This window comes from Bradyrhizobium sp. USDA 4473 (assembly GCF_054063335.1).
Genome location: NZ_JBSSGE010000001.1, coordinates 3,654,396 through 3,671,165 on the forward strand (window position 1 = coordinate 3,654,396; position 16,770 = coordinate 3,671,165).

General features: G+C 58.9%; 11 protein-coding genes. All 11 read left to right on the forward strand.

Going from position 1 to position 16,770, the window contains the following annotated elements:
• Positions 1-671 precede the first annotated feature (671 nt).
• The 11 genes from noeE to ACVW17_RS16990 all read left to right on the forward strand — a co-directional run bounded on the left by noeE (position 672) and on the right by ACVW17_RS16990 (position 16,626).
• Positions 672-1,934: a nodulation protein NoeE gene (gene noeE, locus ACVW17_RS16940; protein ID WP_456797647.1), complete on the forward strand. Its 1,263-nt coding sequence runs from the start codon at positions 672-674 to the stop codon at positions 1,932-1,934.
• 252 nt (positions 1,935-2,186) lie between these two features.
• Positions 2,187-3,086: a sulfate adenylyltransferase subunit CysD gene (cysD, locus tag ACVW17_RS16945; RefSeq protein ID WP_456798979.1), complete on the forward strand. Its 900-nt coding sequence runs from the start codon at positions 2,187-2,189 to the stop codon at positions 3,084-3,086.
• Positions 3,086-4,972 carry a sulfate adenylyltransferase subunit CysN gene (cysN, locus tag ACVW17_RS16950; protein ID WP_456797648.1) on the forward strand — a complete coding sequence of 629 codons (1,887 nt, stop codon included), beginning with the start codon at positions 3,086-3,088 and terminating at the stop codon, positions 4,970-4,972. Before cysD ends, cysN begins: the two co-directional genes overlap by 1 nt.
• A 129-nt stretch (positions 4,973-5,101) precedes the next feature.
• Positions 5,102-5,299, forward strand: coding sequence for a hypothetical protein (locus tag ACVW17_RS16955; RefSeq protein WP_456752929.1), 198 nt, complete (start codon positions 5,102-5,104; stop codon positions 5,297-5,299).
• Between the two features lie 844 nt (positions 5,300-6,143).
• Complete coding sequence (locus ACVW17_RS16960) at positions 6,144-7,157, forward strand: hypothetical protein (protein ID WP_456797649.1); 1,014 nt, start codon at positions 6,144-6,146, stop codon at positions 7,155-7,157.
• A gap of 1,335 nt (positions 7,158-8,492) precedes the next feature.
• Complete coding sequence (locus ACVW17_RS16965) at positions 8,493-11,072, forward strand: 2-aminoethylphosphonate--pyruvate transaminase (protein ID WP_456798980.1); 2,580 nt, start codon at positions 8,493-8,495, stop codon at positions 11,070-11,072.
• Between the two features lie 31 nt (positions 11,073-11,103).
• A complete protein-coding gene (gene rtxC, locus ACVW17_RS16970) occupies positions 11,104-12,162 on the forward strand; it encodes a dhydrorhizobitoxine desaturase (RefSeq protein ID WP_456797650.1) in 1,059 nt (352 codons plus the stop codon).
• A complete protein-coding gene (locus ACVW17_RS16975; protein ID WP_456797651.1) occupies positions 12,159-12,977 on the forward strand; it encodes a gamma-glutamyl-gamma-aminobutyrate hydrolase family protein in 819 nt (272 codons plus the stop codon). Before rtxC ends, ACVW17_RS16975 begins: the two co-directional genes overlap by 4 nt.
• A 162-nt stretch (positions 12,978-13,139) precedes the next feature.
• A complete protein-coding gene (locus ACVW17_RS16980) occupies positions 13,140-14,009 on the forward strand; it encodes an EamA family transporter (protein WP_456797652.1) in 870 nt (289 codons plus the stop codon).
• Complete coding sequence (locus ACVW17_RS16985) at positions 14,006-15,295, forward strand: ATP-grasp domain-containing protein (RefSeq protein ID WP_456797653.1); 1,290 nt, start codon at positions 14,006-14,008, stop codon at positions 15,293-15,295. Before ACVW17_RS16980 ends, ACVW17_RS16985 begins: the two co-directional genes overlap by 4 nt.
• Positions 15,292-16,626, forward strand: a complete 1,335-nt coding sequence (locus ACVW17_RS16990) for a glutamine synthetase family protein (protein ID WP_456797654.1) — start codon at positions 15,292-15,294, stop codon at positions 16,624-16,626. The genes ACVW17_RS16985 and ACVW17_RS16990 overlap by 4 nt, the downstream gene beginning before the upstream one ends.
• The last annotated feature ends 144 nt before the right edge of the window (positions 16,627-16,770 follow it).

Genomic DNA, 16,770 nt, shown 5'->3' on the forward strand with positions numbered 1-16,770 from the left:
CTTCGTCCGCGCTGTTTCAAGAAAAACTCGAAGACTGGAAGCGTCGGCATGACTACGAAGCGTCGTCTCTGATGGTCGTGCGCTTAGTTTTCGGAAGGACAACGCCGTAACAACAGCAACCAAATCAAATACTTGGTACGATTCGGACAGATCCGGATGCGTGCGAATGATAGGACAGCCATGGCTCCTCTGGGTTCGGGGCTCATTGGCTCCGCGATTGTGGTCTGGCTGCTCCCGCACTCGTCGACCTGTCGGCCATTTTGCCGAGTTCTGGTCCATGCCGAGCACCAGCGATGCGCATGTCGCATTTACGTTTTCAGGCGCCAGTACGCGGCATCGCGTCGATCGGCGTGGGCGTCTATCCGATAAACGTCCGTATAGTTACGACCAACCATTCCATGTCCGCGGCCAATCTTCGTAGGCTTGAGCTGGGCCTTGACTTCGCCTCAACTGCATGAACAACGCGGACAGCGATTGCCGGTGTGAAATACTTCTGTGATCCCGCCAAATCAATCGAAGTCCAACACGTCTCAAAGGAAAGTCGCTAACGAATATGCTCTCGTAGATGCGTGCTGCGCAAGCGGTCGCCTCAAGTCATCTCGCTGCTCGCTCGATCCGCTCAATCAAACGGGTCGCGCCTGGGCTTCGCCTCTAAGCAAGAGGTTTGAATAATGAGCAGTGGTTTTGACCGTTCGCCGGCGGTCTGCTTTCTTCTCGGCCTTCCACGATCCGGGACGACACTCCTGGCGCACTTGCTTCAGCACCATCCTGACATTGTGGCTCCGCCCGAACCCTGGTTGATGCTGGCACTTAAGGCATTTGGCAGGGTCGATCAGCGACATCCAGCCGGACCCTCACTGATCGAGGCCGCCACGTCTGAATTTTTGGGACGGATAGATCGCGCCTTGGTGTGCAGAGCTTTTGCCGATACTGCGTACAGTCAATACCTGACAGCAGCGGGCAAGCGCATCATCATAGACAAGACACCGCGCTATTGGACCGCGCTCGAATTTCTTGAATCGGTCTATCCAAAAGCACCACACGTCCTCCTGATGCGCAACCCCTATGCCATCGCAGCTTCACTGAAATCGACGTGGGGCATCCCATTGCGGGCAGAGATCTCCCATTCTGTCAGCGTATCTGCTCTCGCCGAGCTCATGCTCCGCCTGCCCGATGACATCATATCGTCACTCGCCGATCTGGTTCTGGGCCTTCCGAGCCTCGCCGCACATCGCCGTCGCCCGTGCACTCACCTGGTAAAATACGAATCGCTCGTGGCGCATCCGGATCAGGAAGTGCCCCGCTTATTGACGGCGCTCGGCTGCGACCCCGCGGCCGTCGCATCGCCGGGGATGGAGCAGGCAGATTATCTTCGATCCAGCAGCTTCGGAGACCGAAAGATCCTGGAGCGAAGCGCCGTCGACGAAAGCTCTGTCAAGGCGTGGCAGTCCCAATTGAGCCCTGAAGAGATGCAAACGGTTACCGATCTGGTCGGCGCCGAGCTTTTGACAGAACTCGGATACGAGCAGGACCTGCTGCATGCACGGCAAGCCGGAGTGGTGGATCGGGGTCGAGAGGTAACCGAACTGTATCGTCGGATATTCCGGGCCTGGTGGGATTTGCGCAGCAGCAAGGTAGAAGCATTGTCCGGCCCGCCTCAAACGGGTGAATCTGTCCGCACTGTTCCGAAAGTTTCAAAGGACGTTAGCGTAGGTTCCGACGGATCAATGGTGCAGATGCAAGGTCTGTCGGGCACCAACCTCGAGGAGAATCTGCAGCTGGACAATTCAATGGCAGCTCAGTTGCAACAAGTGCTGGTGGCCTCGGAAGCTGAGCGCGTTGCGGTGCTGAATGCCATTCGAGATCGTGATGTGGCCATTGAGATCTTGCGCGGCGAGGTCGCGCGGCTTGAGCAGACCCTCAATATGCCCTAGGGTGATCTGGATGCTTGCGATCAAAACACGCTGGATTGTTTAGCCAATAGGCAGCCCGTAGTGAGCCGATCTGCGCGCCGGATGACAGGCGCCGGGTTGCGTTCGCACCAGCGGTGGAATGCGCTGTGATCGGCGGATCACAGGTTGCACTTGACCCTCCGGCGAGCCATGCGTCATGGCGAGCGGTCTTCCTCCCCGGCATTTCTCATGGCCGCAGCCGTAGACCGGCGAGCAACAGAGATCCTGCACCATATGCTGCCCAAACATCTGCGTCGTCTCGAAGCTGAATCGATCGAAATCATGCGAGACGTGGTCGCCGAGTTCAAAAAGCCGGTCATGCTTTACTCGATCGGAAAAGACTCGAGCGTGATGCTGCACGTTGCGATCAAGGCCTTCTATCCCGCAAAGTTGCCTTTTCCCCTGCTCCACGTCGACACGACCTGGAAGTTCCGCGAGATGATCAGCTTCCGGGATGCGACAGCCAGGCGGCTCGGCCTTGATCTGATCGTCCATGTAAACCATGAGGGCATCGAGCGCGGGATCAATCCGATCGACTCCGGCTCCGCGCTTCATACCCGGGTGATGAAGACAGACGCCCTGAAGCAGGCGCTCGACCTCCACGAATTCGATGCGGCTTTCGGCGGTGCCCGCCGTGATGAGGAAAAGAGCCGCGCAAAAGAGCGGATTCTCTCCTTCCGTTCGGCCGGGCACGTATGGGACCCTCGTAATCAGCGGCCGGAGCTCTGGAACCTGTTCAACACCCGGATTCGCCAGGGCGAAACAATGCGCGTTTTCGCTATGTCAAACTGGACTGAGCTCGACGTGTGGGAATACATCATGCGCGAGAAGATCGCGGTCGTCCCGCTCTACTTCGCAAAGCAAAGACCGGTCGTGCGTCGAAATGGCGCGGCGATCATGATCGACGACAAGCGATTGCCGCTTCTGCCTGGCGAGACGCCACAAATGCGGATGATCCGCTTTCGCACGCTGGGATGCTATCCTTTGAGCGGGGCTATCGAATCTGATGCGACGACGATCGAAGGCATTGTCGCAGAGATGCGGACTGCGACGGTGTCTGAGCGCCAGGGCCGCCTGATCGATGCCGATGAAGCCGCTTCGATGGAGAGAAAGAAGCGGGAAGGCTACTTTTGATGCTTGTCAAGTCGATAGCGGAATCTGTCCAGGCCGAGCCAAAGGATCAGCTGCGATTCATCACGTGCGGTTCGGTGGATGACGGCAAATCGACTTTGATCGGCCGGCTGCTGCACGACAGCAAGATGATCTACACGGATCAGCTGACGGCGCTGGAACGGGACAGCGCCAAGCACGGCGCGACCGGCCGTGAGATCGATTTCGCGCTGCTCGTCGATGGGCTTGAAGCCGAACGAGAGCAAGGTATCACGATCGACGTGGCTTACCGCTTCTTTGCGACGGAGCGGCGCTCGTTTATGGTGGCAGATACGCCTGGCCACGAGCAGTATACTCGCAACATGGCGACGGGTGCCTCAAATGCTCAGCTCGCTATCATCCTCATCGATGCCCGCAAGGGCGTGCTGGTCCAAACCAGGCGCCACTCCTTCATCTGTTCGCTCCTTGGCATCCGCCATCTCGTCGTGGCAGTGAACAAGATCGACCTCGTCCACTACAGCAAACAGGCCTTTGATCGGATCGTCGCCGACTATGTGGCCTTTGCCGGCGATCTTGGCTTCGAATCGATCGTTCCGATCCCGATCTCTGCCAGGTACGGCGACAATGTCGTCAATCGCTCCGACAACACTCACTGGCACGATGGTCCCTGCCTGCTCGGCCACCTCGAGAGCATCGATATCCAGTCCAACAGCTCCCTGCAGGCCTTCCGCTTTCCGGTGCAGTGGGTAAACCGGCCCGACCTGGATTTTCGCGGTTATGCCGGGTCCGTCGCCTCGGGAAGCATCGCGGTGGGAGACGACATCGTTGTCGCAGCGTCTGGGCGGACCGCGCGCGTCCGGCGGATTGTGACGCATAGCGGTGACCTGTCCAGGGCCGAGACCGGGGATGCAATCACGATTACTCTTGAAGACGAAATCGATATTGGGCGCGGCGATCTCCTGGCGCGTCCGACCGAGCGGCCGGAGCTGACCGACCAATTCGCCGCTCATCTGATCTGGATGGATGAGGACCAGCTCGTTGCCGGTCGCAATTACATTCTGCGCATCGGATCGCAGACGACGGCCGGCAGCATTAGTGCGATCAACCATCGGATCGACGTCAATACGCGGGAGCACCTGGCAACCCGGACGCTTGGTCTTAACGAGATCGGATTTTGCAATGTCTCAACCGCGCTGCCTGTGGCATTCGATCCTTACGCGCTGAACCGCAAGACCGGATCATTCATCGTCATTGACCGTTATACCAACCGCACGGTCGCAGCCGGGATGATCGTATGTCCGCTGCGCCGGGCGGCCAACATCTCCTGGCAACCCCTTGCAGTCGGAAGAGAGCAGCGGGCCGCCCTCAAGAACCAGAAGCCTTGCATCATTTGGTTCACCGGGCTGTCCGGCGCGGGAAAGTCGACGATTGCCGACATCGTCGATCAAAAGCTGTATGCAATGTCGCAGCATGTCATGCTGCTGGACGGGGACAACCTCCGGCACGGACTTAATGCGGACCTCGGCTTTTCCAAAGCCGATCGCGTGGAGAATATCAGGCGCGTTGGAGAGGTTGCTAAGTTGATGGTGGACAGCGGCTTGATCGTGATCTGTTCCTTCATTTCACCCTACGAAGCCGAACGAGCCATGGTGCGCAACCTGGTCGGCCAGAAGGAATTCATCGAAGTCTTTGTCGACACGCCGATCGAAGAATGCGCACGGCGCGATCCCAAGGGTCTATATTCGAAGGCCAAGTCGGGCAAGATCAAGAACTTCACCGGCATCGACGCATTCTACGAAGCGCCGACAAGACCAGAAATTCATCTCAAGACCATGGAGCAGGGCCCTGAACAAATGGCGCGAGCCGTAGTCGATGTCTTGATCGCGCGCGCGATTCTCGGCGGTCAGTAGTCATCGCTCCTCTCAAATCGGCTTCGTGCCATCAATTGCCTGGATACGCCCCTCACCAGCGTGCTGGCAGGCCAGGGCGACTCAGATTAGGCAAGGGCATTGAGCGGACTCATCACGTAAAGGAATAACATGATCGCAGCCACTCCTCGCCTGCCAGCTTCTGGTTATGTGCTTGAAGTCGATGGTCAATTGAAAACCGAATTCGCGACCAGAGACGGAGCTTGGGCAGGGGCGCAGGAGCTCAAGAAGCGCCGTCCCATGCTCCAGGTCAGAATCTACGACGCCAGGACAAAGGCCAGAGAAGAAGTCCGACTTCCGGTTGCTTGAGTTTTCGCTTCACGCTGTTTGTTGCGGGCTCGTGCCGCGGCGAGCTCTCATCTAGCGGAGCCGCGCAGTGGGCTCGACGATCTGCCCTCGACCTCCGGCGCAGGATAAGGGTATCAATCAAGGTATCCCTCCTTCCCCCGGGGCTGCCCGCATCCGGCAAACCGGCGGTTGCTTAGCGAGGTTATGAAGCGCGCATTTGTTCTGATCCCTCCCGTTACTGGTATGGCGACCGTCGGGTGGCTACTTGCTGCGTTTTGGCCAACCTCTTCGGGACGAGGCGGACGGTCGGTTATCTGATGTCACGCAACGCGCCGATCGAAATCTCGGTGTCGCGGCCGCGATCCTGGTATCGCGCGAAAAAAGTTGGACGGGCGCGAGCGCGATGGCATGGCTCTCCTGAGCGGCGCCCCGACGGCCCGCGCGTCAGCTTCTCGTCAGCTGGCTCGCCTAGCGTTATGGGTTCGACGTTCAGTGTTCGAATCCAATCCAAATACAATGATCGAGGTCAAAAGCGAGGGGAGGCGGTCATCGGGGCTGCGACCGTGTTCACTCACGCCAACAACTCGGTATTGCTCTGCCGCCGCACTTTCACTTGATAAACTGCGCCCTTGGTCAAGTAGCGAGGTTCGACAGCGGTGTCTCACCTTTTTTGGGAAGCACTGATGTGGCGACTTGATGTGAGCGGGTGATTACGCCGGTCGCACGCGGCATCGCCTCCCGTGCTTCAAAACGACGGTCCCCATTTTCCATCCTGCTTTGTTCTCCATCCGGGTCACGGACCGGTTCGGTTGATTATTGCCGGAAAATCCGGGGTGTCTGACATACAACCGCTGCGAGACGACACGTGAATGACCAGATAGGTTTCAAGAGTGACTTTCAAATCAACCTTGCCGACCTGCTTCCCGACGAGGGCGCACGGCAACGGTTCGAGGCAATTATTCATCGCGCAGCGGATGCGCGCTCATCGTGGTTGCCGCTTGAGGAGGAGATGCGTGCAGCTCGTGCCGATCTTCATCGCGTCGAGACCCGCCGCCAACAGCTGATATTGGCCCGTACTGCGGGAGGCCTCGGTACGGACAGGGAGGCGGCGCAAATCCGTGACCTCGACATGCGGGCCGCCAGCCTCGCTGAAAAATTACGTCGCCTTATCACCCAGGAGGCGGCCGCCGCCGCACGCATGCGGAACTGCGAAAGCCTGGCATCCCGCTGCCGGGCCTTTCTGGTGCGCAGCGGCCTGCCGTCCGGCATGCGTCTTGCCTCAGTCTCACCAATCGCGCTGGCGGATATTCTAGAGCGAGGCGAATCGATCAGTCAGGCTCTCGGGCGCCTGCGACTGCGAATTGGCGAGCTCGAAGCCGATGCCGAGCGGATTCGCAATGCGCCGTTTCCCAGTGAGGCGAAGAAGCGAGATGCTGTTGCGTTCATCGCGCAACTGGCGGAACGTGGGGCACCGTCTGTCTCGGCTATGATTGACGAAGACGCGCGTGATATCAAATGGCCGTTCACCCTGCAGGAGCACAATCTGATGGCTGTCGTCCTCGGCGCGGGCACGCGGGTTGTAGGCAGGGCGTCTGGCCAAGTTCCTGACGTGATTGGGCTGCTCTGCTGGCTCCTCCGCGACACTTTGGTCGAAAAGGTGAGCGAACTGATCGATGCGAACAGCGACGATGCCGCCGCGCTCCCGGCGAATGAGCGTGAAAAGCAGCTGGCCCAAATCGAATCCGACAAATTAATAACCGAACGCAAAGAGGTCGCCCTCGTACAGGCCGCGCAAGCGGCGGGGGACGCCGTCGAACACCGCAATGACATCAGCGTTCTGGCCGCGCTTCGGCTTGCGCTGGTCGCACAGGGACTATGACGACAGGGCTACCTCTCGCAACTGGTACACCAATCGATCGTCCCTGAAAAAACGTGGGCTCAGCCTGGCATGAACTGGTTCGCGCGGCGAATAGGGAGGGCAGCTGGCACAACAAGGGCGCCAGCAACCAGATGAGGCGGCGGAAGCCGTAGAAGGCCGCAGCTATGGACCATATTGACGGCATTGCGGAGGCGGCCTCGCGGGTGTGCGCGATCCGCCGCTACATCAAGCGGAGAAGCCGGCCGCCTCTCGGCGCGGCGGTGATTCCCGCAATGCTTGTCGCGTTCCATGTTGGGCAATCAGCGACAATTTCGATGTCGCGCCCATTGTCGGCCGTCCGGGACCGCGATCATTGGAGGGCGGTCCGTCACCAACAGCGCTCGACGTTCATCTCGACAATGGTGACGTGCCCGATGAGACGATCGATGATGGCGAGCGTCATGCGGGTTCCGGAAAGCCGTCTTCTTGCCGCTGGATGACGAATTGGTCGTGATCAGGATAGGCCGCCAAATGGCGCACGCTGATGAGTGCGAACCACGTTGGCTGCGGCCAGAACCTCGATGACACCGATGAGTCATGGAGGTTCAGCAGGCGGATTGCGTTCGTTAAGCGGCGTTTGCCCGGTCAGGCGGCTCGTCTGGCATCGCACCGCACAGCCTGCCGGCTTCCGATCATAGTCCTTTTACACATGCTTTCGATGGCGCGTCAGCTTCCAGCCAGCAGGGCTTACTTCCGGTTTCGAGTGCTGGCGCGGCTCCAGCGTCATTGGGTTGGTGATGTTGGTCCGGACGAAGTCTTGCCGGTGAAACGGGCCAACTATCGATCTTGCCATCACGATCAAGAGTTCAGTCTGAGGGCTCCTCTTCTCGTGCCGCGCCGGTCCAACGCGACCCAACATCGGAAACGATCCTCTCAACTGGCTTGCTGCTGATTTCTGCAACCGGTGGCCAGCCTTCGGTCGCCGTTCCCAATGGACGCTTACGAGCACGTCAGGAAAAATTCACACGAGAAGAGTTTGGAAGAGGGTTGAAACGCACCTAACGTCAAGTTGTACGATCTGAAAATGATGTCAAAGGTCGTCAGCGTCCGGAATTCTCCAATGAGTGACAGTATGCGATTGTCCCAAGTCTCAGGCTCACGCAGGATCAGGCGCGTCAGCAAACCAACTCGCAGGGTGCGCCACGCGTGGATCTATGTCCGTGCGCGATGGTTCCGACGTGCACCTTTGTTCGAGCGTCAACATTCGTCTGAAGGACATGGGTCGTGCGCAAGCCGATCGATCAACATGCCTGGTTTGCAGCGAAAGCTGGCGAGGGCGCTCGAATCGTTGCGTGCATGACGGCTGTGGCAGATGAGCCGACGGATCTCGCGCCTAACGGAGTCAGGTCGCGTCATCGCGCTATCAGAATCTTCGACGAAACACGGTTTAGGGGGAATGGTGTGACAAGACAGCGCTCACTGCTGACGCCTGGTCCACTGTCGCTGTCGCCAGCGGTCAGGAGCCAGATGCAGTTCGATCTCGCATCGCGCGATTGCGAGTTCAAGGAGGTGACCGCCCGGATGAGGCGGCTGATGCTCAATCTGCTGGGAAATGCCGAGGGCTATTCGGTGGTCCCTATTCAGGGAGGTGGCTCCTTTGCCATGGAAGCCGCTTTGTCGTCATTCGTGTCCAGGGACGACAGGCCGCTCGTTTGCATAAACGGCATCTATGGCGAGCGCATTTTCAAGATTCTGCAGCTGTGGGGCGTCGAGGCGCTCAAGCTTGTCAACCGAGCGACCGAGCCCCTGGACCCCCAGGTGGTTGCCGAGCATCTGAGCCGAAATCCCGGTGTTACCCACCTGTGTCTTGTTCATTGCGAGACGACGACTGGCATAGTCAACCCGCTTGACGCCATCATAGAGGAGGCGAGGCGGCGTGGTGTCAGGACGATCGTCGACGGCATGAGTTCGGTTGGCGCGATTGACGTTGACCTGAGCAGGGGTGGGCCGGACGTCCTGGTGACGTCGAGCAACAAGTGCATCGAAGGTCCGCCAGGAGTGGCGTTTGTCATCGCGACTCGCGGGCTGCTGGAAAATGCGGTTCAAAAACCAAGGTCATTTGTGCTCGACGTGAGAGATCAATGGCTCTCGCTCGAGCGTACAGGTGAATGGCGATCGACGCCGCCCACCCACATTGTTCAGGCAACAACGAAGGCCTTGGAGATTCTGCAGGACGAGGGCATTGATGCCAGGCGCCGCAGGTACGAGAAGGTCAGAGACGATCTCGTCCAGGAACTCGAAGGCATAGTGTCTCCGCTGCTGTCCGCCGACTTGCAGTCTCCGGTCTGCGTCGCCTTCAGTGCGCCATCCGGAATCGTGGATCAGGCAGGATTTGATGGGCTATATCGTCATCTTGCGGCCCATAACCTTTACGTCTACTCGAAGCTGCACGTCGCGACGCGGAGTTTTCGGGTCGGTTGCATTGGCGAAATCCACCCCAGTTGGATCGAACAATTGGGCTGTGCCTTTCGTACATACTTTCGCTCCGGCCCAGCTCCATCGGCCGGGTCGGCACCAGCGAAGGAGTGCGGCCGCCGCGTCGAGATATCACCGCAGTTCGCAAGGACCGCGCAGCTTCCATATTCCACCGAGACCGCCGTGCTGCACGCGGGCTACCGACGTGATCCGGTGACGAAAGCTGTCGCGGTGCCGATCTATCAAAACACGGCTTATGAACTCGATGGCGATCTAAATCACATTGCCGACGTCTACAACGTCAAGGCTGATGGGTTCACCTATACGAGGATCATCAATCCGACGACCCGCGCGCTGGAAAGAAGGTATGCGGCGGTCGATATGGGACGCGACTCGCTCGCCGTCGCATCTGGTCAAGCAGCGACTTTCCTTGCCATCGTCAATCTGTCGAGCGGCGAAGTGGGGGACAATGTCGTCGCCTCGCCGTATCTCTATGGCAATACGTGGAACCTGCTCCACAACACCCTGAAGCGTCTTGGTATCAGCGTCAGGACAGCAGACCCTCGACGGCCCGAGACTTTCGAGCGTGCCATCGATGATCGTACGATCTGCCTGTTCGGAGAGGTGATTTCAAACCCCTGTCTGATACCGCTCCCGGTCAAACAGCTGGCCGAGATCGGCCGAAAGCACGGCGTTCCTTTGGTCGTGGATAATACTACGACGCCGTTGGTATGCCGGCCGTCAGATCTCGGTGCTGCGATTACGACGTACTCCGCAACGAAATACATCTGCGGCCATGGCACGACGCTGGGCGGCCTGATCGTTGACAACGGCAAGTTCAGCTACCGGGGAGCGTCTCGCTTTCCCTTGTTCAACAGTCCTGACGAGGCGCATGGCGGAATCATCTGGCGCAACGCGCTGCAAGATGTCGAGGATCTCGGAAAAAGCGAGGTTCTCCTGAAAGCTCGCATGACCTGGTTGCGCGATACCGGTGCGGCGATTGCCCCCTTTGCGAGCTTTCAGCTGATCCAGGGTCTTGAAACGCTGCCCCTTCGCATGAAGCAGCACTGCGCGAATGCCAGGATCGTGGCCGATGTTCTTAAGGCGCATCCGAAAGTACGCCGTGTCGTCTACCCGGGGCTGTTCGAAGGCGCCGATCAGGAAACCGTCGACCAGACGCTCAATCCCGCATACGGGCACGGTGCGATGGTCATGTTCGAGGTCGAGGACGAGCAGGCCGGGCGCAAGTTCATCCAGAACGTCGACCTGATGTATCACGTTTCGAATGTCGGCGATGCCCGTACGCTCGTGACGCATCCTGTGTCGACGACTCACACCACCGTTCCACGGGAGAAGCGCGAGGCCGCCGGAATATTCGGCGGCTCAATCCGACTTTGCGTCGGCATCGAAGATGTCGACGACATCGTGCGCGACCTGGACAGGGCGCTTTCCGCAATCTGACAACTTGTAAGGCCATCAGGAAGAGGTTCTCATGAATCAGGCAGACGCTTGGAAACTGAGGTCGTCCCGTTATGAGGCTGTTCAGTTCAGCCGCGAGATCAATAAGCAACTCTCCGACCTGAGGCCCGACAATATAACCGGGCTCGCCTATATCGCCAAGGATTACGCTGTAATTGCCGCTTGCACGCTCGCGACGGTCTGCGTCTCCTGGTGGCTCTACCCGGTCGCCGTTCTTCTGATCGGCGCCTACCAGCGAGGTCTGACGACGATCGCTCATGATGCGGCTCACCGTACGCTGGCGAAGAACACGACCTGGAACTACGTCCTCGGCATTATTTTCGCTGCCTATCCCTTGTTCCAGCGCCACTGGGCCTACCGAATCTCGCACGTCTATCTGCATCATCCCTATCTCGGCGACCCGGAGAAGGATCCCGACCTGAAGTTCTTCATGGCCAATGGTGTCTACGACGTCCAGCCCCCTGAGCGGTACGCCTTCAACATCATCTGGAAGCCGATATTTGGTGGCGCGACGCTGGCCTATCTGAAGTATCTCTGGACCAATCGGTTTTCGATCGCGGATCCCGAAGACCAGAGCCGCTCGAGCATACTTGTCGACAGGTATGGTTTCTACCTCTTCTGGATCAGCATCCTGGCCGGATCATATACTCTTGGGCTGCTCCATATCGTGATCCTGTTTTGGGTCGTGCCCTATCTCACCACGTTTCAGGTTCTCGGGTGGTTTGTCGAACTCGCCGAGCACTCACCGATGTGCGAGACCGAAACGAAGAACGTCTATCTGACCCGGAATCGGAAAGGGAATTTCCTCGAGCGCGCCATCCTTGGACAGAACCTGGACGAGTACCATCTCGAGCACCACTTGTCGCCGGGCATCCCGTTCTGGCTTTTGCACAAAGCCCAGAAGATCCGGATGCAGGATCCGGGTTACGCAAAGGTTGCCGCGAGCTGGGGAGGCCTCTTCGTCAAGGGGCCGCAAGGTCAACCCAGTGTCATGACCCAGTTGAAGGAGCGAAATCGACGCTTGTACGAGCAGTCGGTGGCCGATGGCCGTGCAAAGGGGCAGATGGCGTGACATTGCAGCGGTCAGACAAGGCCCGCGCCGTGGTCGGCGTCACCTCGAACCGTCTTTTGGTCGATGGCGTGCATCGCGACTGGTTGCGGCGCAAATACGTCAAGGCTCTCCTTCAACACGCGGGTGTGGCGTGCGTCATACTGCCGACGATCGACGCTGAAGATGCGCGGGGCGATGCTGCCCGGGCGATCATGAACACGCTCGACGGCCTGGTCTTGACGGGAGATGAATCGAATCTTGATCCTGCCGTCTTGAAAGCGCCTGCATCCCATCCAGCAGCCGATCAGCAGGATGTTGAGGATGGTATCCGCGACCGCCCACGGGACAGGCTGTCTGCGATAGCCATCGATAGGGCCATCGCGCTCGGAATGCCGATTCTAGGCATCTGCCGCGGGCTGCAGGAGCTTAACGTCTATTTCGGCGGCACACTCCATCCATCGCTTGCGGAATGGAGGCTGGGAAGTGCCCTGATGCATGCCGAGAAGCCGGATCGTCCAAGAGACCGCCAGTACGATGCCGCGCACAGCGTGAGGGTATGCTCCGACGGTGCGCTTTCTCCGATCGCGCGCGCCTCCGAAGTGCAAGTGAACTCCCTGCACAATCAAGGCATAGATGCGCTTGCCAGCGCGCTGAGGCCGGAGGCGTGGGCGCCTGACGGTCTGGTCGAAGCCGCTTCCGTCGTTGGCGCGCCGACGCTGCAAATCGGCGTGCAATGGCACCCCGAATGGCACGTCTCAACCGATCCCCTGAGCGGGCGGCTGTTCACGGCATTTGGAGAAGCGTGCGTTGCGTATTGCCACGCCAAGAAACATTAGAGGCTGATTGTGACGTTTCGAACCAAGCGCGGTCCGCCCAGGTCGAAGGACGACTCTCTGGGAACCGATGCACAAGCATGGTTCGGGGGGCGCGCTGCGCCGCGCCACCGGCAGGGGAAGGGCGGGCGATTGACGGGGCGCTTCGCGCTGGGAGTTCTCTTCGTGGCGCTTTATGTCGTCCTGAGCGCGGCAGGCGAGGTTTATGCGGCATCGTATTTTCAGCAGGCCGATGTGTTCGTCGCTCTCCTTGTGTCCTTTGCCGCGGTGTGCCTGACATTCAATCTCCTGGCAGGTCACGAGGGGGCAACGGCCCGGGGCGCCAAGTCGGCGCTCCTGGTTTTTGTATCGCTCAATATCGTGACCGCGATGAGCTGGATCGGGTTGTTTATCGGGCTGAAATACGCCGAGCCAGCGATCGTCGTCGCGTTCATGGTGGCGTTAGGGCCCGCCGCGACGGTGTGGCTAAACGCGCTGATCAGGCGGCAGGGCGTCCCTCCGCTATCCGATATCGTCGTGAGCGTCACGATCGCGGCGATCGGTGGTTACATGATCTGGATCTCGGCAACCGGCAACGCCGGGGTGGCGTGGGGAGCTCGGTCGTCCTTCGGTATCGTCCTGGCAGTGGTGGCCGGCCTGTCGCTCGCCCTGACGAATATACTCGTCAAATTGCTGTTTGACCGCGGATTTTCCGGTCGACAAGTGCTGGCGCATCGGTTTTACGGAACAATCCTTGTGCTGCTGGGACTGGTCGACCATTCCTCCATTGCGCTCGAGATCTCACGGCATTGGCTTGCGATCGCAACGATTGGACTATCCACGATCATCGTTCCTTTGCTCTTGATCCAGGAGGGCATTCGCCGCGTGGAGCCCTTCACGGTCAACATGGTCCTCTCCACCGCCCCTGTCGTCACGTTCCTGTTTCAATACTTCGATTCTCGCATCGTGCCCTCGCCACATACGTTCGTTGGAAATGTTCTCATTACGACTGTCGCCGTCGGCAACGTCTGCCTGCAATACCGGAGGTCCGCATGAACGAACGGAAGTGTGTAATCGTCGACGCATATTCGACTGGCCGATTTCTGCCGGAAGAGTTCAAGCGGTACGGGATTGGAACAGTGCATGTGATGTCGGCTGCACGGATTCCAGCCATCTTCCAATCGCATTTCGATGCGGATCTGTATGATGAGTTCATTCGTCCGCCCGAGCACATGGGGTTCGAGGAGATCGTCGAATATCACCTTAAGGCTCTCCATGGCAGGGAGCTGGAGTTCGTCATAGCGGGATGCGAGACCGGAGTTGAGCTCGCCGATTCCATCTCGGAGCAGCTGGGCCTACCTTCGAATGGGACCGCCCTTTCGGCCGCCCGGCGCGACAAGTCGCGTTTGTCCGAAGCGTTGGCCTCAGCTGGCGTGCGATCGATCAGGCAGATCGTGTCCGACAATGCTGGAGAGATCACAAGCTGGAAGCGTGAGGAGAGTTTCGAAGAGATCGTGATCAAACCCCTGAACAGCACAGGCACGGAAGACGTGTTCTTTTGCTCGACGGACGCGGATGTTCAGCGCGCCGTGACTGCGATCGTCGGGAAGACGAACCGGGTCGGAGCGTTCAATAAACTGGCGCTCGCACAGGAAAAGATAAACGGCCAGCAATATACCGTAAATGCCGTCTCGATCGACGGAGATGCCTTCGTCACGGAGGCCTGGACCTATGACACCGTCCCCGTCGAGGGCGCGTCATCGATCTGCTCACTCGAGCGGTTATTGGGTGGCAAGGAGCCAATCGTTCAGGAGTTGTCCGACTACCTTGTACGTGCATTGCGGGCTCTTCGGATCGCCGACGGGCCCGCTCATGCCGAGATCATCGTCGATGGTCGGGGACCGGTTCTGGTCGATTTCGGAGCGAGGCTGCAAGGAACCATGTCGGCGAAAGCTCGGACGATGGCTTTGGGCCATAACCATTTGACGCTCACGGCTTGGCGCTACGCGGATCCCAAAGGCTTCGCCGAGTATATGAGGCGGCGCGGGGTCTACAAGCGGCAGGCTCATGCACTGTGTGTCTCGCTGATTTCCGACATGGGCGGCGTCGTGACCGGTTATTCCGGACTCGATGAAATCCGCAAGCTCCCGAGCTTCGCGGACGCCATCGCATTCGTTCCGATCGGTCAAGAATTGGTTCCGACGATCGACCTGGTATCGACACCAGGCATTGTGTACCTCGTGAATAACGACCTGATGCAACTCGAGGATGATTATCGGCAATTGCGCGCGATGCGGATGAACCAGGTGTTCGATTTGGTGGCGCAGGAAGCAAACCAATGACCGACAGCCGGGTAGGTTGCGCGAATTCAGCCGCCGCGGCGATGGTCGGCGTGAGTGACTTCGATGGCATTCTTCGAGGCAAACACGTTCTCCGAGAAAATCTCTCGGGTGGGGACAAGGTCATCAAGTTCTCCGAAGCGGTGCTTGCCTGGGATTGTTCCGACCGGGTCATTCCGGCGCATTTCACGCAAAAGCCGCTGTCGGCATTTGGGGACGCCGATCTGCGTATCCTCTCAAGTACCGGCCGTTCAGTATCCTGTGTCGGCGATCACTACCTCTACCTCGCCGAGTTTATGGGCGCGCATGAGGCCGTCTGCCCGCGCGGTGTTCTGCGTAGGGTCCTGCGAAGGGCTGCTGACCATGGGTACGACTGCACTGCCGGGTTCGAGTTTGAGTTCATGCTGTTCAAGGAGAACGCCGACACGATCGAAGACAAGCCGTTTGGCGAATGGGCTCCGTTCACGCGGGGCCCGTTCGGCTACTCGATTGCGCGTTCCCTCGCGCACCAGGATCTGTTCGGCGAGATCTTGGCACTTTGCGAGGAATCCAGAATACCTCTCAGCGGGCTGCACTTCGAGACGGGACCTGGCGTGATCGAAGCATCACTTCATCATTGTGATGCCCTGGAAGCTGCCGATCGAGCAATCATGTTAAAGTCGATGATAAAGGCCTGGGCGCAAACCCGAGGCATGATAGCTACGTTCATGGCAAAAGTCTCCGAGAACTGGCCAGGCCAGTCCGGCCATATTCACATCTCGATGTCCGCAGATGGTCAGAATGCGTTTTACGACCGTGAGGCGCTTCACAACGTCTCGAAGCTCATGGCGCAATTCATCGCGGGACAACTGAAATACATGAATGACTTCTGCGTGCTGGCTGCGCCGAACTTCAATAGCTACAAGAGATTGGTACCTGGCAGCTGGGCGCCAATCTGTTCGAGTTGGGGAATTGACAACCGCTCCTGCGCGGTACGCGTTATTCCGGGAGAGCCGTCTGCGCATCGCCTCGAATACAGGCTGCCCGGCGCGGACCTGAACCCATATCTTGCCCTCGCATCTGCCGTCGGTTCCGGCATATTGGGTATCGAGACGAATGCGGCGCTCCAGGCTTCGATCGTCGGTGACGCGAGCGCGGAGATCTGCCGTCCGTCTGATAGACTGCCTCAAAGCCTGTCAGAGGCAACCTATCGGTTTGCGCAGTCCCCGGCAGCCAATGATGTCTTCGGAGAAAGGTTCGTTGAAGCGTTCTCCTGCTCTCGCAGGTGGGAATGGGAGGCGGTTCAGCATCGGGTTACCGAATTCGAACGTCGACGGTACTTCGAGATCGTGTAGTAGCCCTGTGACAGTATAAAGATTGCCGCCGCCACTTGTCGCGATGCAGGCCTGTCGAGCATCGCGCCGTGCCTGCGTGAGCTTTGATCGCCAGGATGCAATGATCCCGCCGCTATACGGCAAATGGTAGCCGCATCGCGGGAT